The following is a 23,349-nucleotide window of genomic DNA, read 5'->3' as shown; positions in this document are numbered from 1 at the left end:
AATTGAAGACGTTTGGGTGTTCACCAACGTGTAACTATTTATTGGGTAAGCTTTTAATGAAAACTTTTACAGCTAAACCAGAAACCGTAAAACGCGACTGGTATGTTGTTGACGCGACCGGTAAAACTCTGGGCCGTCTGGCTACTGAACTGGCTCGTCGCCTGCGCGGTAAGCACAAAGCGGAATACACTCCGCACGTAGATACCGGTGATTACATCATCGTTCTGAACGCTGACAAAGTTGCTGTAACCGGCAACAAGCGTACTGACAAAGTGTACTATCACCACACCGGCCACATCGGTGGTATCAAACAAGCGACCTTTGAAGAGATGATTGCTCGCCGTCCTGAGCGTGTGATTGAAATCGCGGTTAAAGGCATGTTGCCAAAAGGCCCGCTGGGTCGTGCTATGTTCCGTAAACTGAAAGTTTACGCGGGTAACGAGCACAACCACGCGGCACAGCAACCGCAAGTTCTTGACATCTAATCGGGATTATAGGCAATGGCTGAAAATCAATACTACGGCACTGGTCGCCGCAAAAGTTCCGCAGCTCGCGTTTTCATCAAACCGGGCAACGGTAAAATCGTAATCAACCAACGTTCTCTGGAACAGTACTTCGGTCGTGAAACTGCTCGCATGGTAGTTCGTCAGCCGCTGGAACTGGTCGACATGGTTGAGAAACTGGACCTGTACATCACCGTTAAAGGTGGTGGTATCTCTGGTCAGGCTGGTGCGATCCGTCACGGTATCACCCGCGCTCTGATGGAATACGACGAGTCCCTGCGTTCTGAACTGCGTAAAGCTGGCTTCGTTACTCGTGACGCTCGTCAGGTTGAACGTAAGAAAGTCGGTCTGCGTAAAGCACGTCGTCGTCCGCAGTTCTCCAAACGTTAATTGGCTTCTGCTCCGGCAGAAAACAATTTGCGAAAAAACCCGCTTCGGCGGGTTTTTTTATGGCTAAAATCTGAATCAGCGTAAAAAATGGAAAGTTGCTTTTTGCTGCCGTCTGACAGACAGGCAAAACAAAAACCACATCGCCAATAAGGGACTAAGTCAACTATTTCAGACTAAAGCGCATCTCTTTTTCCCCATTTCCGGCATCGACTCACCACAAAGGTCGCAAAATCTGGTAAACTATCATCCAATTTTCTGCCCAAATGTCGGGTATTGCTCATTTTTTGTTTGATTTTCGAACAAAGAGAGTCGTTCCTTACTGGGTAACACAACTTCTGACTGGCCACCTGGTGGCTGGTAGCAGTAAAAATTCTGACTATACCTGGAGGTTTTCATGGCTGTCGCTGCCAACAAACGTTCGGTAATGACGCTGTTTTCCGGTCCTACTGACATCTATAGCCATCAGGTCCGCATTGTGCTGGCTGAGAAAGGTGTAAGTTTCGAGATCGAACACGTGGAAAAGGACAATCCGCCTCAGGATCTGATTGACCTCAACCCGAATCAGAGCGTTCCGACCCTGGTGGATCGTGAGCTGACCCTGTGGGAATCTCGCATCATTATGGAATATCTGGATGAGCGTTTCCCGCATCCGCCACTGATGCCTGTTTACCCGGTAGCTCGCGGTGAAAGCCGTCTGTACATGCATCGCATCGAAAAAGACTGGTACACGCTGATGAACACCATCATCAACGGTTCTGCTTCTGAAGCAGATGCCGCACGTAAGCAACTGCGCGAAGAACTGCTGGCGATTGCGCCGGTCTTCGGTCAGAAGCCGTACTTCCTGAGCGATGAGTTCAGCCTGGTCGATTGCTACCTTGCTCCGCTGCTGTGGCGTCTGCCGCAACTGGGTATCGAGTTCAGCGGCCCGGGTGCGAAAGAGCTGAAAGGCTATATGACCCGCGTCTTTGAGCGTGACTCTTTCCTTGCTTCTTTAACTGAAGCAGAACGTGAAATGCGTCTGGGCCGGAGTTAATCTGTATGGATTTGTCACAGCTAACACCACGTCGTCCCTATCTGCTGCGTGCATTCTATGAGTGGTTGCTGGATAACCAGCTCACGCCGCACCTGGTGGTGGATGTGACGCTCCCTGGCGTGCAGGTTCCTATGGAATATGCGCGTGACGGGCAAATCGTACTCAACATTGCGCCGCGTGCTGTCGGCAATCTGGAACTGGCGAATGATGAGGTGCGCTTTAACGCGCGCTTTGGTGGCATTCCGCGTCAGGTTTCTGTGCCGCTGGCTGCCGTGCTGGCTATCTACGCCCGTGAAAATGGCGCTGGCACGATGTTTGAGCCTGAAGCTGCCTACGATGAAGATGCCAGCATCATGAATGATGAAGAGGCATCGGCAGACAACGAAACCGTTATGTCGGTTATTGATGGCGATAAGCCAGATCACGATGATGACACTCATCCTGACGATGAACCACCGCAGCCACCACGCGGTGGTCGACCGGCATTACGCGTTGTGAAGTAATACAAAAACAGGCCCTGGCGGCCTGTTTTGTCTTTTAATGACTTAATAAAATAGCGTGATTGTGGCAATCATATTCACCACGAAACCGACTGCCATGGGGATCGCTGTCCGCTTCACCACCGCAAAAGGCGAAACGCCTGCAATTCCTGACGTAACGACTACCACCGCAGTAATCGGCGAAACCGCGCGCGCTAGCGTCGTGGCAAAATGCATCGGCATAATCATTACAACCGCTGGTACATGTAGTCCGGCTGCGATATTCGGAATAAGACTGGCAAATGACATAAACGGCGCATTGCCAGAGCCCATCACAATGGCACAAATGGCAATGACCAGCGCCATAATAATCATCACGCCAATACCGCCCAGACCAGAATGCTCCGCACCCCTGATAACCGCATCGACAGTGCCAATCGTCGTTAAGCCTTTCGCAAATATTTCACCCGCGACCACCAGCGTTACCACGTTGGCAAACTGCGTACCCATGCCGTCAAAAAACGCCTGCACATCGTCCATTGTTTCGCGTAATTTATGCTTGCGGAAGAACTCAACAAACATCGTCACCGTCAAACTCAGTAACATCACCACCACCAGATGCAGTTCTGACTGCATCAGCCCGATGTGGGCAAGGAATAGCGAGCCGAGCATCAGGATTAACGGCATCACAGGTAAAATGGCGTAATAGAGCGGCGGGACATTATCGAGAGTTTTTTGCTCTGCCTGTTCGTGATTGATATTTTTATCTTTTTTGTCAAAAGCGCGTTGCACGAAAAAGTGGGAGATCGCCACCGAGATAATGACGCAAGAGGCGACCGGAAGCTGGTAGTGGAAGAAGTAAGTGGCAATTTTCATTCCCGCGACCTGGGCTGCAAAAATGGAGTTCGTTTCCAGAATCCCCCACTCAATGGACATCGTGGTTGCGATAACCGCCACCGCAGAGAGGCGACTTACTCCCAGACTCACCAGCGTCGGAAATAAGGTGACCATCAGCAACATACCCAGACCGGAGGCGCTGGTAATAAACTGCGCCATGATTTGGCCGATGACGTAAGTTGCCGACAGAATAATATACGGCGAGCGAATGAGTTTTAACGGGCGGCTTAACAAGCTCACCATCGCGCGACTGGCCCCTATGCGCTCCATGTAGCGGGCATAACCGCCCACCGCCATAATCGACAGCCCCAATCCGGCAATGCGGTTGGACAGCATGCGCAGGATTTCATTATAAATATCGACGATCAAGTAGCCGCTGCTTTTGGTGGGATCGAGTACACCACCGAACCCTAACCAGACACCGCACATCATCAGGAAGATACCTGCGGCAGCCAGCACCACCTGAGGTTTGTAGTTTTTCAGGATCAAATAGCCCATCGTAATTAATACGATGACAGATATAATTATGCCGAACATTGTTGAACTCCGTGTCAAAAGAAAACGGTCAATCCCATAAATGGCAGATTGAAAACAATGATGTTATATTTTTTGCAAGTCTATTTATGGTGCTGATGTCGTGTTTTTAATTGTAGGTGAGGTGATTTTTCATTAAAAAATATGCGATTATGATTATTTTGTAAGAACACATTCATAATATTCATAATGCTCGTGAATAGTCTTGTAAATAATTCAATCGGGATGTTTTTATCTGCGTTACATTAATTTTTCGCAATAGTTAATTATTCCGTTAATTATGGTAATGATGAGGCACAAAGAGAAAACCCTGCCATTTTCCCCTACTTTCAATCCTGTGATAGGATGTCACTGATGATGTTAATCACACTGACCTTACAGAATGGGCCTTATGAACGCATTTGATTCGCAAACCGAAGATTCTTCACCTGCAATTGGTCGCAACTTGCGTAGCCGCCCGCTGGCGCGTAAAAAACTCTCCGAAATGGTGGAAGAAGAGCTGGAACAGATGATCCGCCGTCGTGAATTTGGCGAAGGTGAACAATTACCGTCTGAACGCGAACTGATGGCGTTCTTTAACGTCGGGCGTCCTTCGGTGCGTGAAGCGCTGGCAGCGTTAAAACGCAAAGGTCTGGTGCAAATAAACAACGGCGAACGCGCTCGCGTCTCGCGTCCTTCTGCGGACACCATCATCGGTGAGCTTTCCGGCATGGCGAAAGATTTCCTTTCTCATCCTGGTGGGATTGCCCATTTCGAACAATTACGTCTGTTCTTTGAATCCAGCCTGGTGCGCTATGCGGCTGAACACGCCACCGATGAGCAAATCGATTTGCTGGCAAAAGCACTGGAAATCAACAGTCAGTCGCTGGATAACAACGCGGCATTCATTCGCTCAGACGTTGATTTCCACCGCGTGCTGGCGGAGATCCCAGGTAACCCAATCTTCATGGCGATCCACGTTGCCCTGCTCGACTGGCTGATCGCCGCACGTCCAACCGTGGCTGATCAGGCTCTGCACGAGCATAACAACGTTAGCTATCAACAGCATATTGCGATCGTTGACGCGATCCGGCGTCATGATCCTGACGAAGCCGATCGTGCGTTGCAATCGCATCTCAACAGCGTCTCTGCTACCTGGCACGCCTTCGGTCAGACCACCAACAAAAAGAAATAATGCCACTTTAGTGAAGCAGATCGCATTATAAGCTTTCTGTATGGGGTGTTGCTTAATTGATCTGGTATAACAGGTATAAAGGTATATCGTTTATCAGACAAGCATCACTTCAGAGGTATTTATGGCAACGAATTTACGTGGCGTAATGGCTGCACTCCTGACTCCTTTTGATCAACAACAAGCACTGGATAAAGCGAGTCTGCGCCGCCTGGTTCAGTTCAATATTCAGCAGGGCATTGACGGTTTATACGTGGGTGGTTCGACCGGCGAAGCCTTTGTACAAAGCCTTTCCGAGCGTGAACAGGTACTGGAAATCGTCGCCGAAGAGGCGAAAGGTAAGATTAAACTCATCGCCCACGTCGGTTGCGTCAGCACCGCCGAAAGCCAACAACTTGCGGCATCGGCTAAACGTTATGGCTTCGATGCCGTCTCCGCCGTCACGCCGTTCTACTATCCTTTCAGCTTTGAAGAACACTGCGATCACTATCGGGCAATTATTGATTCAGCGGATGGGTTGCCGATGGTGGTGTACAACATTCCAGCCCTGAGTGGGGTAAAACTGACCCTGGATCAGATCAACACACTTGTTACGTTGCCTGGCGTCGGTGCGCTGAAACAGACTTCTGGCGATCTCTATCAGATGGAACAGATCCGTCGTGAACATCCTGATCTGGTGCTCTATAACGGTTACGACGAAATCTTCGCTTCCGGCTTGCTGGCAGGCGCTGATGGTGGTATCGGCAGTACTTACAACATCATGGGCTGGCGCTATCAGGGGATCGTGAAGGCGCTGAAAGAAGGCGATATCCAGACCGCGCAGAAACTGCAAACTGAGTGCAATAAAGTCATTGATTTACTGATCAAAACGGGCGTATTCCGCGGCCTGAAAACTGTTCTGCATTATATGGATGTCGTGTCTGTGCCGCTGTGCCGCAAACCGTTTGGTCCGGTAGATGAAAAATATCTGCCAGAACTGAAGGCGCTGGCCCAGCAGTTGATGCAAGAGCGCGGGTGAGTTGTTTCCCCTCGCTCGCCCCTACCGGGTGAGGGGAAATAAACGCATCTGTACCCTACAATTTTCATACCAAAGCGTGTGGGCATCGCCCACCGCGGGAGACTCACAATGAGTACTACAACCCAGAATATCCCGTGGTATCGCCATCTCAATCGTGCACAATGGCGGGCATTTTCCGCTGCCTGGTTGGGATATCTGCTTGACGGTTTTGATTTCGTTTTAATCGCCCTGGTACTCACCGAAGTACAAGGTGAATTCGGGCTGACGACGGTGCAGGCGGCAAGTCTGATCTCCGCAGCCTTTATCTCTCGCTGGTTCGGCGGCCTGATGCTCGGCGCTATGGGTGACCGCTACGGGCGTCGTCTGGCAATGGTCACCAGCATCGTTCTCTTCTCGGCCGGGACGCTGGCCTGCGGCTTTGCGCCAGGCTACATCACCATGTTTATCGCTCGTCTGGTCATCGGCATGGGGATGGCGGGTGAATACGGTTCCAGCGCCACCTATGTCATTGAAAGCTGGCCAAAACATCTGCGTAACAAAGCCAGTGGCTTTCTGATTTCAGGCTTCTCTGTGGGGGCCGTCGTTGCCGCTCAGGTCTACAGCCTGGTGGTTCCGGTCTGGGGCTGGCGTGCGCTGTTCTTTATCGGCATTTTGCCAATTATCTTTGCTCTCTGGCTGCGTAAAAACATCCCGGAAGCGGAAGACTGGAAAGAGAAACACGCAGGTAAAGCACCAGTACGCACAATGGTGGATATTCTCTACCGTGGTGAACATCGCATTGCCAATATCGTAATGACACTGGCGGCGGCTACTGCGCTGTGGTTCTGCTTCGCCGGTAACCTGCAAAATGCCGCGATCGTCGCTGTTCTTGGGCTGTTATGCGCCGCAATCTTTATCAGCTTTATGGTGCAGAGTACGGGCAAACGCTGGCCAACTGGCGTAATGCTGATGGTGGTCGTGTTGTTTGCTTTCCTCTACTCATGGCCGATTCAGGCGCTGCTGCCAACGTATCTGAAAACCGATCTGGCTTATAACCCGCATACTGTCGCCAATGTGCTGTTCTTTAGTGGCTTTGGCGCGGCGGTGGGGTGCTGCGTCGGTGGCTTCCTCGGTGACTGGCTGGGAACCCGCAAAGCGTACGTTTGTAGTCTGTTGGCCTCGCAGCTGCTGATTATTCCGGTATTTGCGATTGGCGGCGCAAACGTCTGGGTGCTCGGTCTGTTACTGTTCTTCCAGCAAATGCTTGGACAAGGGATCGCCGGGATCTTACCGAAACTGATTGGCGGTTATTTCGATACCGACCAGCGTGCAGCGGGCCTGGGCTTTACCTATAACGTTGGCGCATTGGGTGGCGCACTGGCCCCAATCATCGGCGCGTTGATCGCTCAACGTCTGGATCTGGGTACTGCGCTGGCATCGCTCTCGTTCAGTCTGACATTTGTGGTGATCCTGCTGATTGGTCTGGATATGCCTTCCCGTGTTCAGCGTTGGCTGCGCCCGGAAGCATTGCGTACTCATGACGCTATCGACGGCAAACCATTTAGCGGTGCCGTGCCATTTGGCCGCGCCAAAAACGATTTAGTCAAAACCAAAAGTTAATCCTGTTGCCCGGTCTCTGTACCGGGCCTTTCGCTAAGGGAAGATGTATGTCGTTACTTGCACAACTGGATCAAAAAATCGCTGCTAACGGTGGCCTGATTGTCTCCTGCCAGCCGGTTCCGGACAGCCCGCTCGATAAACCCGACATTGTCGCTGCCATGGCATTAGCGGCAGAGCAGGCGGGCGCTGTTGCCATTCGCATCGAAGGTGTGGCAAATCTGCAAGCCACGCGTGCGGTGGTGAGCGTGCCGATTATCGGGATTGTGAAACGCGATCTGGAGGATTCTCCGGTACGCATCACGGCCTATATTGAAGATGTCGATGCGCTGGCGCAGGCGGGCGCTGACATTATCGCCATTGACGGCACTGACCGACCGCGTCCGGTGCCTGTTGAAACGCTGCTGGCACGTATTCATCATCACGGTTTACTGGCGATGACCGACTGCTCAACGCCGGAAGACGGCCTGGCATGCCAAAAGCTGGGAGCCGAAATTATTGGCACTACGCTTTCTGGCTATACCACGCCTGAAACGCCAGAAGAGCCGGATCTGACGCTGGTGAAAAGGTTGAGTGACGCCGGATGTCGAGTGATTGCCGAAGGGCGTTACAACACGCCTGCTCAGGCGGCTGATGCGATGCGCCACGGCGCGTGGGCGGTGACGGTCGGTTCTGCCATTACGCGTCTTGAACACATTTGTCAGTGGTACAACACAGCGATGAAAAAGGCGGTGCTATGACCACGCTGGCGATTGATATCGGCGGTACTAAACTTGCCGCCGCGCTGATTGGCGCTGACGGGCAGATCCGCGATCGCCGAGAACTTCCTACGCCTGCCAGCCAGACTCCGCAGGCACTGCGTGATGCCTTATCCGCATTAGTCTCTCCGTTGCAAGCTCATGCGCAGCGGGTTGCCATCGCTTCAACCGGGATTATTCGCGACGGCAGCTTGCTGGCGCTGAATCCGCATAATCTTGGTGGATTGTTACACTTTCCGTTAGTCAAAACGCTGGAACAACTTACCAATTTGCCGACCATTGCCATTAACGACGCGCAGGCCGCAGCATGGGCAGAGTATCAGGCGCTGGAAGGCGATGTAACCGAGATGGTGTTTATCACCGTTTCCACTGGCGTCGGCGGCGGTGTAGTGAGCGGCGGCAAACTGCTTACCGGCCCTGGCGGTCTGGCGGGGCACATCGGGCATACGCTAGCCGATCCACACGGCCCAGTCTGCGGCTGTGGACGCACAGGTTGCGTGGAAGCGATTGCTTCTGGTCGCGGTATTGCAGCGGCAGCGCAGGGGGAGTTGGCTGGCGCGGATGCGAAAACTATTTTCATGCGCGCCGGGCAGGGCGACGAGCAGGCGCAGCAGCTGATTCACCGCTCCGCACATGTGCTGGCAAGGCTGATCGCTGATATTAAAGCCACAACTGATTGTCAGTGCGTGGTGGTCGGTGGCAGCGTTGGTCTGGCAGAAGGGTATCTGGCGCTGGTGGAAACGTATCTGGCGCAGGAGCCAGCGGCATTTCATGTTGATTTACTGGCGGCGCACTACCGCCATGATGCAGGTTTACTTGGGGCTGCGCTGTTGGCCCAGGGAGAAAAATTATGATGATGGGTGAAGTACAGTCATTACCGTCTGCTGGGTTACATCCTGCGTTACAGGACGCGTTAACGCTGGCATTAGCTGCCAGACCGCAAGAAAAAGCGCCGGGTCGTTACGAATTACAGGGCGACAATATTTTTATGAATGTCATGACGTTTAACACTCAATCGCCCGTCGAGAAAAAAGCGGAATTGCACGAGCAATACATTGATATCCAGCTGTTATTAAAAGGTGAGGAACGGATTCTGTTTGGCACGGCAGGCACTGCGCGCCAGTGTGAAGAGTTCCACCATGAAGATGATTACCAGCTTTGCAGCGCCATTGAAAACGAGCAAACCATCAACTTAAAACCGGGAATGTTCGCCGTGTTTATGCCGGGAGAACCGCATAAACCAGGATGCGTTGTCGGCGAACCTGGTGAGATTAAAAAGGTTGTGGTGAAGGTTAAGGCTGATTTAATGGCTTAAAACTTAGTTCGTTTTAAAGATTCTGCAGACAGTGTCTGCAGAATTCGAAACCGCTGAAATTAACGGAGTCTATAGCCTTCTTCTAGCACCGCCTGTGTTCGAACGAGTTCATCCGCGAGTCGTTTTTCATCAGGTAGTTGCATCTTATATTCACTCGCCAGAACGGTGTTAGGCAAACCAGCCAGTGCATAATGCGCTTCTCCGACTCCTTTCTCTGCACAGAGAACCAGACCGATGGGCGGATTTTCATCCGGTAGCGTCCAGTGCTCTTTGGCGTAGTTGAGATACATATTCATCTGTCCGGCATCGCTATAGCTGAATTTGCCCACTTTTAGATCGACGATTAGCAGGCAGCGTAAACGGCGGTGGAAAAACAGCAGATCGACACGAAACCAGTTGTCATCAATGCGTAACCTTCGCTGCCGACCAACAAAGGCAAAATCATCCCCAAGTTCCAGCATGAAATCCATCAGGTGGTTGATCAGCGCCTCCTCAAAATCGGATTCTGAGTATTCATCTTTCAATTCCAGAAATTCGAGCACAAAGGGATCGCGTATCGCCTGTTGCGGAAGAATATGCGTCTCGGCAGGAGCGTGTTGTTGCAGCATGGCTGATTTGTCATGTGACAGCAGTGTTCGCTCATAAAATTGGGTCGCAATTTGCCGTTCTAGCTGGCGAACAGACCAGCCACAGCGGAGCGTCTCTTTTTCATAAAAGCTGCGGGCGTCAGCGTTTTTAACGGAAAGTAAACGGACGTAGGTGGACCAGGGCAGGGGGAAAGATTTGGCAGACAGCGTCTGCCAAATCTTTGCCGATGGGAATTCTGCAGATGGTGTCTGCGGAATTCCCAATGGTGTTAATTCGCCAGACACTGTCTGGCGAATTTCAACATGTTGAAAAAAGAGGTAAAAAAGCCTCATTTGGCGTAAGTTTTTTGCAGAGAACCCACGCTTATACCTTAGACTTAAATCCTTTGATAGTCGCTTGATTAGCTGCGCACCATACGCAGCCCTGGCCTCGCCACCTTGTTCAAATTCGACAATTCGTCGGCCAATTTCCCAGTACGTCGCGGTCATTAACGCGTTAACGCTACGTACCGTTTCCGTTCGGGCGCTATCGACCAGATGAATAATGCCGTCGTGGATTTGCTGGTAGCCTGTTGAGGTTCTCTCTGAGAGCGATTCCATTATCTGTCCCTTTATATGGCGCTGCGTTGAATAATGGAATCAGCTATACGCCGGGCATCTGCCGGTAACAATCCAGATGTGCGTATTACATTGGTTTTCTTCAGATTATGCGAGGCGCTTTCCAGAACGAAAGGAGAATTTCAGCGCCGACTCTTTTCTGAGGAGGCGGCGCTGGGACAGAGCTTAAACTTCCAGCCAGTTCATAATGCCGTCTGCCGCTTTACGACCTTCGGCAATAGCGGTCACCACCAGATCGGAACCACGGACGATATCGCCGCCAGCAAAGATTTTCGGGTTGCTGGTCTGGAAAGCGTTGTCGTTGCCTTCCGGAGCGATGATACGGCCTTGCGAATCCAGCTCGACGCTGTGTTTTGCCAGCCATTCCATGCTGTGTGGGCGGAAACCAAACGCCATGATCACCGCATCTGCCGGAACGATATGTTCGGAACCTGCAACGATCTCCGCGCGGCGACGGCCTTTGGCGTCCGGTTCGCCCATTTCGGTACGCACCATTTTTACGCCGCTGACTTTGCCGTTACCGTTCACTTCAATCCCCAGCGGTTGGACGTTGAATTTGAACTCAACACCTTCTTCCCGCGCGTTTTTCACTTCGCGGCGGGAACCCGGCATGTTCTCTTCATCACGACGATAGGCACAGGTTACGTGCTTCGCTCCCTGGCGTACAGACGTGCGCACGCAGTCCATCGCAGTGTCGCCACCGCCAAGTACTACCACGCGTTTACCTTCCATGCTGACGAACGGTTCGTCGTTGGTTTCACCAAAGCCCATTAACTGTTTGGTGTTGGCGATGAGGAACGGCAGCGCTGCGTACACGCCATCGGCGTCTTCGTTTTCCAGCCCGCCGCGCATTGACTGATAAGTCCCGACGCCAAGGAACACGGCATCGTAATCACTCAGCAGATCGTCCAGCTGCACGTCGCGGCCCACTTCGGTATTGAGTTTGAATTCAATACCCATGCCGGTGAAGATTTCACGGCGGCGCGTCATTACCTCTTTTTCCAGTTTGAAAGCCGGAATACCGAAGGTCAGCAAGCCGCCAATTTCCGGGTGACGGTCGAAGACGACCGCTTGTACGCCGTTGCGCGTCAGGACATCTGCACACGCCAGACCTGCCGGACCTGCGCCGATAATCGCCACTTTTTTACCGGTCTGTTTCACGCCGGACATATCCGGACGCCAGCCCATTTCGAACGCTTTATCATTGATATAACGCTCAATGTTGCCGATGGTCACCGCGCCAAACTCATCGTTCAGGGTGCAGGAACCTTCGCACAGACGGTCTTGCGGGCAGACACGTCCGCATACTTCCGGCAGAGTGTTGGTCTGATGCGACAGTTCTGCCGCTTCAAAAATACGCCCCTCGTTGGCGAGCTTAAGCCAGTTCGGGATGTAGTTGTGTACCGGGCATTTCCACTCGCAGTATGGGTTGCCGCACGACAGGCAGCGGTCAGCCTGCGCTTTGGCCTGGCCTTCGGAAAACGGCTCGTAAATTTCAACAAACTCAATTTTGCGGATCTTCAGCGGTTTCTTTGGCGGATCAACGCGCTGCAGGTCGATAAATTGATAAACATTCTGACTCATTGTTGCTACCCCTTACTGCGCCTGCACGCGCAACTCTGCTGCGCTACGACTACGATGACCCAGCAGTGCTTTGACATCACTGGACTTCGGTTTAACCAGCGCAAATTTAGTGGCGAAGGTTGACCAGTTCGCCAGAATCTCTTCACCACGCTGAGAACCGGTATGCTGAACATGCTCGGTGATAAGACCACGCAGATGCTCTTCATGGATCGCCAGATCGTCAACGCTTAAGACCTCGACCAGTTCCGGGTTAACGCGTTTGCGGAAATCGCCGCTTTCATCGAGAACGTAAGCGAAGCCGCCGGTCATGCCCGCACCGAAGTTAACGCCGGTTTTACCCAGAATGCAGACGATACCACCCGTCATATATTCACAACCGTTGTCGCCAATGCCTTCTACCACGGTGATAGCACCGGAGTTACGCACGCCGAAACGTTCACCCGCGCGGCCTGCGGCATACAGACGACCACCGGTCGCGCCATACAGGCAGGTGTTGCCGATAATACTTGCTTCATGGCTGCGGAAGGCGGAACCAACCGGAGGACGAATGGCGATTAAGCCGCCCGCCATGCCTTTACCGACATAGTCGTTGGCATCACCGGTCAGGTACAGTTCCACGCCGCCCGCGTTCCACACGCCGAAGCTCTGGCCTGCAGTGCCGTTGAAGTACGCTTTAATCGGATCGGCTGCCAGCCCCTGATCGCCATGCGTCTGGGCGATATAGCCTGAAAGCGACGCGCCGACAGAGCGGTCGGTGTTGCGGATATCGAACCAGAAGGTTTTGCTCTGGCGCTCATCGACAAACGGTTTCGCCTGTTGCAGCAACTGCGCGTTCAGCAGGCCGTTATCAAACGGCGGGTTGTTTTCGGTGCAGTAGAGTGCCTTACCTGGATGCGGTTCGGCGGTCTCCAGCAGCTTTGACAGCGCCAGTTTCTGCTGTTTGGCGGTGAACCCGTCCAGCTCTTTCAGCAGGTCGGTGCGACCAATCAGATCCACCAGACGTGTTACGCCAAGCTGTGCCATCAGCTCGCGTGTTTCACGGGCGATAAACTCAAAGTAATTCGTCACCTTGAATGGCAGGCCGTGATAGTGATTCTTACGCAGTTTGTCATCCTGAGTTGCAACACCCGTCGCGCAGTTGTTCAGATGGCAAATACGCAGATATTTACAGCCGAGCGCGACCATTGGGCCAGTGCCGAAGCCGAAGCTTTCTGCGCCGAGAATCGCCGCTTTGATGATATCAACGCCGGTTTTCAGGCCGCCATCAACCTGCAAACGGATCTTATGACGCAGACCATTGGCAACCAGCGCCTGTTGGGTTTCAACAAGCCCCAGCTCCCACGGACAGCCTGCGTATTTCACCGATGAAAGCGGACTTGCGCCGGTGCCGCCGTCATAGCCTGCGATGGTGATTAAATCGGCATAAGCTTTCGCCACACCGGTGGCGATGGTGCCAACGCCCGGTTCGGAAACCAGCTTCACGGAGATCATCGCTTTCGGGTTAACCTGCTTGAGGTCGAAAATGAGCTGCGCTAAGTCCTCGATAGAGTAGATATCGTGGTGCGGCGGCGGGGAGATCAGCGTCACGCCCGGCACCGAATAGCGCAGTTTGGCAATGTAAGGAGTGACTTTATCACCCGGCAACTGACCGCCTTCGCCCGGCTTCGCGCCCTGGGCGACTTTAATCTGAATGACGTCAGCATTGACCAGGTACGCCGGAGTAACACCGAAGCGACCGGACGCCACCTGCTTGATGCGCGACACTTTGTTGGTGCCGTAGCGCGCCGGATCTTCACCACCTTCACCGGAGTTAGAGTTACCGCCGATGCTGTTCATCGCTTCCGCCAGCGCCTCGTGAGCTTCCGGGCTTAACGCGCCGATAGACATCGCCGCGGTATCGAAGCGTTTAAACAGTTCGCTTGCCGGTTCAACATCGGCAATGTTGACCGCGTTTTCACCCGGCGTAATTGCCAGCAGATCGCGCAGCGTGGTTGCCGGACGCTCATTAACCAGCTTCGCGTATTCCTGATAGTCGCTATACTCGCCGCTCTGTACCGCCTGTTGCAGCGTGCGCACCACGTCCGGGTTGTAGGCGTGGTATTCGCCGCCGTGGACGTATTTCAGCAGGCCGCCCTGGCTGATGGGCTTGCGCGCCAGCCAGGCACGTTTCGACAGATTCAGCAGATCCTGCTGGAAGTCTTCAAAGCTCGCCCCCCCAATGCGGCTGACCGCCCCCTGGAAGCACAGGCCCACTACATCATCGTGCAGACCGACCGCTTCAAACAGTTTCGAGCAGCGGTAAGAGGCGATGGTGGAGATGCCCATTTTGGACATGATTTTGTACAAGCCTTTGTTGATGCCGTTACGGTAGTTGAGCATCACGGTACGATAATCTTTAGCAATCGCGTGGGTGTCTACCAGGCGGCCCAGCGTTTCATAGGCAAGGTACGGATAAATAGCCGTCGCACCGAAGCCCAGCAACACGGCGAAATGGTGCGGATCGCGGGCGCTGGCGGTTTCGACGATGATGTTGGCATCGCAACGCAGGCTTTGATCGACCAGACGGGTCTGGATCGCGCCAACCGCCATCGGAGCCGGAACCGGCAGGCGATCTTTCGCGATATTCCGGTCGGAGAGCACCAGCAGCACGGTGCCGCTACGTACCATTTTTTCGGCTTTGTCGCACAGCTCTTTGACCGTCGCTTCGAGCGTGGTTTTGGTGACGTCAAAGGTGATATCCAGCGTATCTGCGCGGTAGTGCTCCTCTTTCATCGTCGTGAGCTGTTTGAAATCGGAGTAGAGCAGAATCGGCGATTTAAAGCTTAAACGGTGCGCCTGGCCCTCTGCTTCGCAAAAGACGTTCATTTCACGACCGATACTGGTGGCGAGCGACATAACATGCGCTTCACGCAGCGGGTCGATTGGCGGGTTAGTCACCTGGGCAAACTGCTGGCGGAAGTAGTCGTAAATAATGCGCGGCTGACTGGAGAGCACGGCGAATGGGGTGTCGTCGCCCATCGAACCGACCGCTTCCTGACCGTTTTCGCCCAGTACGCGAATTACGGAGTCCAGCTCTTCCGCGCTGTAGTTAAACTGTTTCTGGTAGCTGGCAAGTGTGTCGTCGTCCAGTTCGCGGCTACCCACTTCTTCATCGGGCAGATCTTCAAACGGTACCAGTCGGCGGACGTTTTTCTCCATCCACTCTTTATATGGATGGCGGCTTTTCAGATCGTCATCGGTTTCTGCCGAGTGCAGAATACGCCCACTGCGGGTGTCGATAACCATCAGTTCGCCTGGCCCGACGCGGCCTTTTTCGACCACTTCGTCAGGCTGATAATCCCAGATACCGACTTCAGAGGCGCAGGTGATGAGCTTATCTTTGGTGATGACGTAGCGCGCCGGACGCAGACCGTTACGGTCGAGGTTACAGGCGGCAAAACGACCGTCAGACATCACGATGCCCGCCGGGCCATCCCACGGCTCCATATGCATGGAGTTAAAGTCAAAGAAGGCACGCAGTTCCGGGTCCATATCCGGGTTGTTCTGCCAGGCGGGCGGCACTAACAGACGCATAGCGCGGATGATATCCATCCCGCCTGCCAGCAGCAGTTCCAGCATGTTATCCATCGAACTGGAGTCAGAGCCGGTTTCGTTGACGAACGGTGCGGCGTCGTGCAGGTCAGGGATAAGCGGCGTCTGGAATTTATAGGTACGCGCACGCGCCCACTGACGGTTACCGGTAATGGTGTTGATTTCACCGTTATGCGCCAGATAGCGGAACGGCTGCGCCAGCGGCCAGCGCGGTACGGTGTTAGTGGAGAAGCGCTGGTGGAACAGGCAAATGGCCGATTCCAGACGCAGGTCCGCAAGATCCAGATAAAAGCGCGGCAGATCCGCCGGCATACACAGACCTTTATAGATGTTCACCAGATTCGACAGGCTACAGACGTAGAAGTCTTTGTCGGCTTCGAGACGCTTTTCAATGCGGCGGCGGGCGATAAACAGACGGCGCTCCATATCGCGTGGACGCCAGCCTGCCGGGGCGTTCACAAAAATTTGCTCAATGCGTGGCAGAGAGGAGAGGGCGATTTCACCCAGCACGCCTTCGTTAGTGGGGACATCACGCCAGCCCACAATCGACAAGGTTTCGCGTTGCAGTTCTTCTTCAACGATGCGGCGTGCGGCAGCGGCGAGTTCAGGATCTTTATTCAGGAATAGCATCCCGACGGCGTAGTTTTTCGCTAAACGCCAGCCGCGCTCCTGCGCAACGATGCGAAAAAAGCGATCCGGTTTTTGTAACAGCAAGCCGCAACCGTCACCGGTTTTACCATCGGCGAGAATCGCGCCACGGTGCTGCATGCGGGCCAGTGCGTGTATTGCAGTACGCACTACCTTGTGGCTAGGTTCGCCTTCTATGTGGGCGATCAGGCCGAAACCACAGTTATCCCTCTCAAGGGATTTATCGTACAACATATCGTGAACCTCCCCCAGGCTCTGCGGGAACCCCACTTCCGAACCGCTGCGCACGGGCACAGAAAGAGCGTGGCGACGGGGTTTGCGTGTCATACGCGCGCCTCGCATTCGCCCCCTTGTTGTCCTTTTCGCATCGGTTAATACGGTGAAGAGGGGATCTCAATTACTGCATAAATATGATGAGCAGGCTGCTCATCCAGAAAGCTTCCAGCGGATTTCCAACTTATCGGGAAAGCTGATACAGGTCAAATGGCAAGCTTATTGGTACAGAAATGTGCTTTAGCGCAAAATTCTTTATTAATTGACTGAAATTAAAATAGATTTTCTAATTAAGGCTAAAAGGAGCGTCGTTAGAGAAACAGCCAATTCCTGACTGTCATAAAGGCGTGTTAACCCTTATCCTGCCTTGAACTGACGAGAAAACCAGCATTTTATACTGCCTTAATTGGTAATGGCGTTTCATGCTACTGTTTTTGCCTAAAATCCATAAGGAGATAAAAAAATCTGACACAAGATAAGCAAAAGTGATTTATGTGATTATGCATGAAATTTCGGTAATTTTGATTGATTATGCAGTTGATAAAAGCAGGCCGGGACGATTGATCCAGGTCATCGCCGAATTGAGCTAAAAATGGCAGGCTTTGGCCTCTTTTCAAGGCGCGGTCTATCAGATTATGCAGTTACAGAAATTAGTCAATATGTTTGGTGGTGATCTCACCCGTCGTTATGGGCAAAAGGTGCATAAGCTGACGCTGCACGGCGGTTTTAGCTGCCCTAACCGTGACGGTACCATCGGGCGTGGTGGCTGCACATTCTGTAATGTGGCCTCGTTTGCCGATGAAGCGCAGCAGCATCGTTCCATTGCCGAGCAACTGGCGCACCAGGCGAATTTAGTTAACCGCGCTAAACGCTATCTGGCCTACTTTCAGGCGTATACCAGCACCTTTGCGGAAGTTCAGGTGCTGCGTTCTATGTATCAGCAGGCGGTGAGCCAGGCCAATATTGTCGGTTTGTGTGTTGGTACCCGCCCGGACTGCGTGCCGGATGCGGTGCTGGATCTGCTTTGCGAATATAAGGACCAGGGTTACGAAGTGTGGCTGGAGCTGGGGCTACAAACCGCCCACGACAAAACACTGCATCGCATCAACCGCGGCCATGATTTTGCCTGTTATCAGCGTACAACCCAGCTGGCACGTCAGCGCGGGCTGAAGGTGTGTTCCCACTTAATTGTCGGCCTGCCTGGCGAAGGGCAGGCTGAATGTTTGCAAACGCTGGAGCGCGTGGTTGAAACCGGCGTGGACGGCATAAAGCTGCATCCGCTGCATATTGTGAAAGGCAGCATTATGGCGAAAGCCTGGGAAGCGGGGCGTTTGAACGGTATTGAACTGGAGGATTACACACTCACTGCCGGAGAAATGATTCGCCATACGCCACCGGAAGTGATCTACCACCGCATTTCCGCCAGCGCCCGTCGCCCGACGCTGCTTGCTCCGCTGTGGTGCGAAAATCGATGGACGGGAATGGTCGAGCTGGATCGCTATCTGAATGAACATGGCGTACAGGGATCGGCGCTGGGACGTCCGTGGCTACCTCCTACGGAGTAGGTCATTGAGGGGAATTCCGCATTTCTCACACAATTTATAACGTAACTGTCAGAATTGGGTATTATTGGGGCAGGTTGTCGTGAAGGAATTCCCTAATGAAGCAAATTCGTCTGCTGGCGCAGTATTATGTTGACCTGATGATGAAGTTAGGTCTGGTGCGCTTCTCAATGTTGCTGGCGCTGGCCCTCGTCGTTCTTGCCATTGTGGTACAAATGGCGGTAACCATGGTGCTGCATGGTCAGGTCGAAAGCATTGATGTTATTCGTTCTATCTTCTTTGGTTTGCTGATTACGCCGTGGGCGGTCTACTTTCTATCGGTGGTCGTCGAGCAACTGGAGGAGTCACGACAACGTCTGTCACGGCTGGTGCAAAAACTGGAGGAGATGCGCGAGCGCGATTTGAGCCTCAACGTTCAGTTAAAAGATAATATTGCCCAGCTAAATCAGGAAATTGCCGTTCGTGAAAAAGCGGAAGCAGAACTGCAGGAAACCTTCGGCCAACTGAAAATTGAAATCAAAGAGCGCGAAGAGACACAAATTCAGCTCGAGCAGCAATCCTCATTCTTACGTTCCTTCCTTGATGCTTCACCCGACCTGGTTTTTTATCGTAACGAAGATAAAGAGTTTTCCGGCTGTAACCGCGCGATGGAGCTGCTGACCGGAAAAAGCGAAAAACAACTGGTTCATCTGAAACCTGCTGATGTTTACTCACCGGAAGCCGCTGCGAAAGTCATTGAAACCGATGAAAAAGTGTTCCGTCATAATGTGTCACTGACCTATGAGCAGTGGCTGGATTATCCCGACGGACGCAAAGCCTGCTTTGAAATTCGTAAAGTGCCGTACTACGACCGCGTGGGTAAACGTCACGGTTTGATGGGCTTTGGTCGCGACATTACCGAGCGTAAGCGGTATCAGGATGCGCTTGAACGCGCCAGCCGCGACAAAACGACGTTTATTTCCACCATCAGTCACGAATTGCGTACACCGCTGAACGGTATCGTCGGCCTGAGCCGCATCCTACTGGATACCGAACTCACCGCCGAGCAGGAAAAATATCTCAAAACTATCCATGTTTCGGCCGTCACGCTGGGGAATATCTTCAACGATATTATCGACATGGATAAGATGGAACGGCGCAAGGTCCAGCTTGATAATCAGCCGGTTGATTTCACCAGCTTCCTTGCCGATCTGGAAAATCTCTCCGCCTTGCAGGCGCAACAAAAAGGATTGCGCTTTAATCTGGAGCCGACGCTGCCATTACCGCATCAGGTCATTACCGACGGGACGCGTTTACGGCAGATCCTGTGGAACCTCATCAGTAACGCCGTCAAATTCACCCAGCAAGGCCAGGTTACCGTGCGCGTGCGCTACGATGAAGGCGATATGCTGCATTTTGAAGTGGAAGATTCTGGTATCGGCATTCCGCAGGATGAGCTGGATAAAATCTTCGCCATGTATTATCAGGTGAAAGACAGTCATGGCGGTAAACCTGCCACCGGCACCGGTATTGGTCTGGCCGTTTCTCGTCGTCTGGCGAAAAATATGGGCGGCGATATTACGGTTACCAGCGAACAGGGTAAAGGTTCAACCTTTACGTTGACGATCCACGCGCCGTCGGTAGCAGAAGAGGTCGATGATGCGTTTGATGAAGACGATATGCCTTTACCGGCGCTGAATGTGCTGCTGGTGGAAGACATTGAACTGAACGTGATTGTCGCGCGTTCTGTGCTGGAAAAATTAGGTAACAGCGTTGATGTCGCCATGACCGGCAAGGCGGCGCTGGAGATGTTTAAACCGGGCGAATACGACCTGGTGTTGCTGGATATTCAGTTGCCAGATATGACCGGGCTGGATATCTCTCGTGAACTGACGAAGCGTTATCCGCGCGAGGATTTACCGCCGCTGGTGGCCTTAACCGCTAACGTGTTGAAAGACAAACAAGAGTACCTCAATGCTGGAATGGATGATGTGCTGAGTAAGCCGCTTTCTGTTCCGGCGCTAACCGCGATGATCAAGAAATTCTGGGATACCCAGGATGATGAGGAGAGTACGGTGACGACAGAAGAGAACAGTAAATCAGAAGCATTGCTCGATATTCCCATGCTGGAACAGTATCTCGAACTTGTAGGACCGAAGCTGATCACCGACGGGTTAGCGGTGTTTGAGAAGATGATGCCGGGCTATGTCAGCGTGCTGGAGTCGAATCTGACGGCGCAGGATAAAAAAGGCATTGTTGAGGAAGGACATAAAATTAAAGGTGCGGCGGGGTCAGTGGGGTTACGCCATCTGCAACAGCTGGGTCAGCAAATTCAGTCTCCTGACCTTCCTGCCTGGGAAGATAACGTCGGTGAATGGATTGAAGAGATGAAAGAAGAGTGGCGTCACGACGTAGAAGTGCTGAAAGCGTGGGTGGCAAAAGCCACTAAAAAATGACCCCGGCTAGACCGGGGTGCGCGAATACTGCGCCAACACCAGGGAAATCTTGGCTGCGCCGTAAATTATTATGATGAGTTACAAGGGCACAGCACTGTTTTTCAGGCCGCACGCAGTTAAGATAGCAAAACTTAAATGATTTGTTACATGAATCAGTTAAATGTGTGATGCGTACCATTTTTATTAAAAAAATTAATGTGTTTCAGTCAATTGCGAAAGGATGATCACAATGAAGAAAATTGGCGTAATTCTGAGCGGATGCGGCGTCTATGACGGTTCTGAAATTCATGAAGCGGTGTTGACGTTGTTAGCTATTTCACGCAGCGGTGCGCAGGCGGTCTGCTTTGCACCGGATAAGCAGCAGGTTGATGTTATCAATCATTTAACTGGCGAAGCGATGACGGAAACGCGCAATGTGCTGATTGAAGCGGCACGAATAACGCGCGGTGAAATCCGTCCTCTGGCCCAGGCCGATGCCGCTGAACTGGATGCGTTGATTGTGCCGGGGGGGTTTGGCGCGGCAAAGAATTTAAGCAATTTTGCCAGTCTTGGTCGCGAATGCACCGTTGACCGTGAATTAAAGGCGCTGGCACAAGCGATGCATCAGGCCGGAAAACCGCTTGGTTTTATGTGTATTGCCCCGGCGATGCTGCCGAAAATTTTCGATTTCCCGCTGCGTTTGACCATCGGTACTGATATCGATACCGCAGAAGTGCTGGAAGAGATGGGCGCGGAGCATGTGCCGTGTCCTGTCGATGATATCGTGGTTGATGAAGACAATAAGATTGTCACCACCCCGGCATATATGCTGGCGCAGAACATTGCAGAAGCGGCGAGCGGCATTGATAAGCTGGTTTCCCGCGTGCTGGTTCTGGCTGAATGAGTAAAAGCCGCTTAACGGTGTTTAGTTTCGTTCGCCGTTTTCTTCTGCGGTTAATGGTTGTCCTCGCCGTTTTCTGGGGCGGGGGCATCGCGTTGTTTAGCGTTGCGCCTGTTCCTTTCTCAGCGGTAATGGTCGAGCGACAGGTCAGCGCCTGGCTGCATGGCAATTTTCGTTACGTGGCACATTCTGACTGGGTCAGTATGGATCAAATCTCGCCGTGGATGGGACTGGCGGTGATTGCCGCAGAAGATCAGAAATTTCCTGAGCACTGGGGCTTTGATGTTGCTTCCATTGAGAAAGCCCTGGCGCACAACGAGCGCAATGAAAACCGTATTCGCGGTGCTTCAACGATTTCTCAGCAGACGGCCAAAAATCTCTTTTTATGGGATGGGCGTAGCTGGGTTCGAAAAGGGCTGGAAGCCGGATTAACGCTGGGGATAGAAACAGTCTGGAGCAAAAAGCGTATCCTGACGGTTTACCTGAATATCGCCGAATTTGGCGACGGTGTGTTTGGCGTCGAAGCTGCGGCACAACGCTATTTCCACAAACCCGCGAGCAAACTTACCCGATCGGAAGCTGCCTTACTGGCAGCTGTATTACCTAATCCACTTCGTTTCAAAGTCTCCGCACCATCGGGCTACGTGCGCAGCCGTCAGGCGTGGATTTTACGGCAGATGTATCAGTTAGGCGGTGAGCCGTTTATGCAACAACACCAGCTGGATTAAGCTTCGCGCGAAGTGAGGGCCAGCGTTTTGCTCTCACGAGGTTGCAGATCTTTCTGCAGGGCAATAGCCAGCGCCGGTTGGGCGATAAATCGTTTCCATAACCGCTCTTGCTTACGCAGACAACACCACTTCGACCAGGTCGCCAGTGGAATCAATGTGCTTTCACCAATGTTGTCGCAGACGACGGGGATAACCTCTGACTCACTGATGCGATGACAGAGAATATTCTGCGGCTTCAGCGACATCGTCACGATACGGTTATCCTGCAAATAACGCTTCAGCTGTTTCAGTAATTGGCGCAGTTGTGCAACGTCTTCTTCGTAACGGCATTGTTCAGCAAATTCGGTCAGCGTAATGGAGGGCTTGCCGTCAAAATCGGCAATCACATCATAAACATAACCGGTTCCGCAATCCGTCTCGACGGTACCGTGATAGCGCGGTATTCCACTCCAGTCTTTTAACCGGCGACCAAGATGCGCGTAGTACTTTAACTCACGACGGATCTCTTTATCGCCACCATCGCCACGATGGTAGACAATCTTGATACAGCGTTGGGCATCTTCCGGATGCGCATAACATTTCCGATGTCTTCCGGTGCCCAGGGGACTTTGTTCAGATAAGCGAATCATGCCATCTCCTGGAAATATTTTCTGACGATCTCCAGTATGGTCGATTAACTTAAACAAAACCTAAACAATGCCTCTTAAGGTTTTCTTAAGGTTCTTCTGAAAGTGAAAAGCGCACAAAAT

The 23,349-nt window shown here is 52.6% G+C and carries 19 protein-coding genes; 14 read left to right on the top strand and 5 right to left on the bottom strand.

Annotation, left to right across the window (positions count from 1 at the left end):
- Window positions 1-56 precede the first annotated feature (56 nt).
- The 4 genes from rplM (at window position 57) to sspB (ending at window position 2,429) form a co-directional block, all read left to right on the top strand.
- Window positions 57-485 (top strand): 50S ribosomal protein L13, encoded by a 429-nt coding sequence (gene rplM, locus HUZ68_RS20395; RefSeq protein WP_000847559.1) that lies wholly within the window; start codon window positions 57-59, stop codon window positions 483-485.
- Between the two features lie 15 nt (window positions 486-500).
- Window positions 501-893 carry a 30S ribosomal protein S9 gene (rpsI, locus tag HUZ68_RS20390; protein ID WP_000829818.1) on the top strand — a complete coding sequence of 131 codons (393 nt, stop codon included), beginning with the start codon at window positions 501-503 and terminating at the stop codon, window positions 891-893.
- A 394-nt stretch (window positions 894-1,287) separates the two neighbouring features.
- Window positions 1,288-1,926, top strand: coding sequence for a stringent starvation protein SspA (gene sspA / locus HUZ68_RS20385; RefSeq protein ID WP_000257293.1), 639 nt, complete (start codon window positions 1,288-1,290; stop codon window positions 1,924-1,926).
- Window positions 1,927-1,931: 5 nt separating this feature from the next.
- Window positions 1,932-2,429, top strand: coding sequence for a ClpXP protease specificity-enhancing factor (gene sspB / locus HUZ68_RS20380; RefSeq protein ID WP_000366126.1), 498 nt, complete (start codon window positions 1,932-1,934; stop codon window positions 2,427-2,429).
- 42 nt (window positions 2,430-2,471) lie between these two features.
- Here sspB and dcuC read toward each other — a convergent pair whose 3' ends face one another.
- Window positions 2,472-3,839, bottom strand: coding sequence for an anaerobic C4-dicarboxylate transporter DcuC (dcuC, locus tag HUZ68_RS20375; RefSeq protein ID WP_000467020.1), 1,368 nt, complete (start codon window positions 3,837-3,839; stop codon window positions 2,472-2,474).
- 379 nt (window positions 3,840-4,218) lie between these two features.
- Between dcuC and nanR the strand changes: the two genes are divergently transcribed.
- From nanR to nanQ, 6 genes are all read left to right on the top strand, one after another.
- Window positions 4,219-5,010 (top strand): transcriptional regulator NanR, encoded by a 792-nt coding sequence (gene nanR, locus HUZ68_RS20370; protein ID WP_000523844.1) that lies wholly within the window; start codon window positions 4,219-4,221, stop codon window positions 5,008-5,010.
- Between the two features lie 121 nt (window positions 5,011-5,131).
- The gene (gene nanA, locus HUZ68_RS20365) at window positions 5,132-6,025 is read left to right on the top strand and encodes an N-acetylneuraminate lyase (RefSeq protein ID WP_000224714.1); all 894 of its coding nucleotides are present in this window, start codon (window positions 5,132-5,134) and stop codon (window positions 6,023-6,025) included.
- A 108-nt stretch (window positions 6,026-6,133) separates the two neighbouring features.
- Window positions 6,134-7,624, top strand: a complete 1,491-nt coding sequence (nanT, locus tag HUZ68_RS20360) for a sialic acid transporter NanT (protein ID WP_000108458.1) — start codon at window positions 6,134-6,136, stop codon at window positions 7,622-7,624.
- A 47-nt stretch (window positions 7,625-7,671) separates the two neighbouring features.
- Window positions 7,672-8,361: an N-acetylmannosamine-6-phosphate 2-epimerase gene (locus HUZ68_RS20355; RefSeq protein ID WP_001308081.1), complete on the top strand. Its 690-nt coding sequence runs from the start codon at window positions 7,672-7,674 to the stop codon at window positions 8,359-8,361.
- Window positions 8,358-9,233, top strand: coding sequence for an N-acetylmannosamine kinase (nanK, locus tag HUZ68_RS20350; RefSeq protein ID WP_000209065.1), 876 nt, complete (start codon window positions 8,358-8,360; stop codon window positions 9,231-9,233). The genes HUZ68_RS20355 and nanK overlap by 4 nt, the downstream gene beginning before the upstream one ends.
- Entirely contained in the window at window positions 9,230-9,694 is a 465-nt protein-coding gene (gene nanQ / locus HUZ68_RS20345; RefSeq protein ID WP_000979870.1) for an N-acetylneuraminate anomerase, read from the top strand. Before nanK ends, nanQ begins: the two co-directional genes overlap by 4 nt.
- Window positions 9,695-9,753: 59 nt before the next feature.
- Here nanQ and HUZ68_RS20340 read toward each other — a convergent pair whose 3' ends face one another.
- The 3 genes from HUZ68_RS20340 to gltB form a co-directional block, all read right to left on the bottom strand.
- Window positions 9,754-10,881 (bottom strand): PDDEXK nuclease domain-containing protein, encoded by a 1,128-nt coding sequence (locus HUZ68_RS20340; RefSeq protein ID WP_000445143.1) that lies wholly within the window; start codon window positions 10,879-10,881, stop codon window positions 9,754-9,756.
- 183 nt (window positions 10,882-11,064) lie between these two features.
- A complete protein-coding gene (gltD, locus tag HUZ68_RS20335; protein ID WP_000081693.1) occupies window positions 11,065-12,483 on the bottom strand; it encodes a glutamate synthase subunit GltD in 1,419 nt (472 codons plus the stop codon).
- A gap of 12 nt (window positions 12,484-12,495) precedes the next feature.
- A complete protein-coding gene (gltB, locus tag HUZ68_RS20330; protein ID WP_001388534.1) occupies window positions 12,496-16,956 on the bottom strand; it encodes a glutamate synthase large subunit in 4,461 nt (1,486 codons plus the stop codon).
- Between the two features lie 674 nt (window positions 16,957-17,630).
- On the opposite strand from gltB, the gene mnmL reads away from it, so the two are divergent.
- The 4 genes from mnmL (at window position 17,631) to mtgA (ending at window position 22,600) form a co-directional block, all read left to right on the top strand.
- Entirely contained in the window at window positions 17,631-18,560 is a 930-nt protein-coding gene (gene mnmL, locus HUZ68_RS20325) for a tRNA modification radical SAM protein MnmL/YtqA (protein ID WP_001299745.1), read from the top strand.
- A 95-nt stretch (window positions 18,561-18,655) separates the two neighbouring features.
- Entirely contained in the window at window positions 18,656-20,992 is a 2,337-nt protein-coding gene (gene arcB / locus HUZ68_RS20320; RefSeq protein ID WP_000809774.1) for an aerobic respiration two-component sensor histidine kinase ArcB, read from the top strand.
- A gap of 229 nt (window positions 20,993-21,221) precedes the next feature.
- The gene (gene elbB / locus HUZ68_RS20315) at window positions 21,222-21,875 is read left to right on the top strand and encodes an isoprenoid biosynthesis glyoxalase ElbB (protein WP_001302019.1); all 654 of its coding nucleotides are present in this window, start codon (window positions 21,222-21,224) and stop codon (window positions 21,873-21,875) included.
- Window positions 21,872-22,600 carry a monofunctional biosynthetic peptidoglycan transglycosylase gene (mtgA, locus tag HUZ68_RS20310; RefSeq protein ID WP_000047087.1) on the top strand — a complete coding sequence of 243 codons (729 nt, stop codon included), beginning with the start codon at window positions 21,872-21,874 and terminating at the stop codon, window positions 22,598-22,600. Before elbB ends, mtgA begins: the two co-directional genes overlap by 4 nt.
- Here mtgA and yrbL read toward each other — a convergent pair.
- Complete coding sequence (gene yrbL / locus HUZ68_RS20305) at window positions 22,597-23,229, bottom strand: PhoP regulatory network protein YrbL (RefSeq protein WP_000620410.1); 633 nt, start codon at window positions 23,227-23,229, stop codon at window positions 22,597-22,599. The two genes, mtgA and yrbL, sit on opposite strands and share 4 nt — an antisense overlap.
- Between the last annotated feature and the right edge of the window lie 120 nt (window positions 23,230-23,349).

The organism is Shigella dysenteriae (assembly GCF_022354085.1).
Lineage (GTDB): Bacteria > Pseudomonadota > Gammaproteobacteria > Enterobacterales > Enterobacteriaceae > Escherichia > Escherichia coli.
The sequence above is the reverse complement of the archived record's forward strand: the minus strand, read 5'-3'. Positions and strand labels throughout refer to the sequence as shown.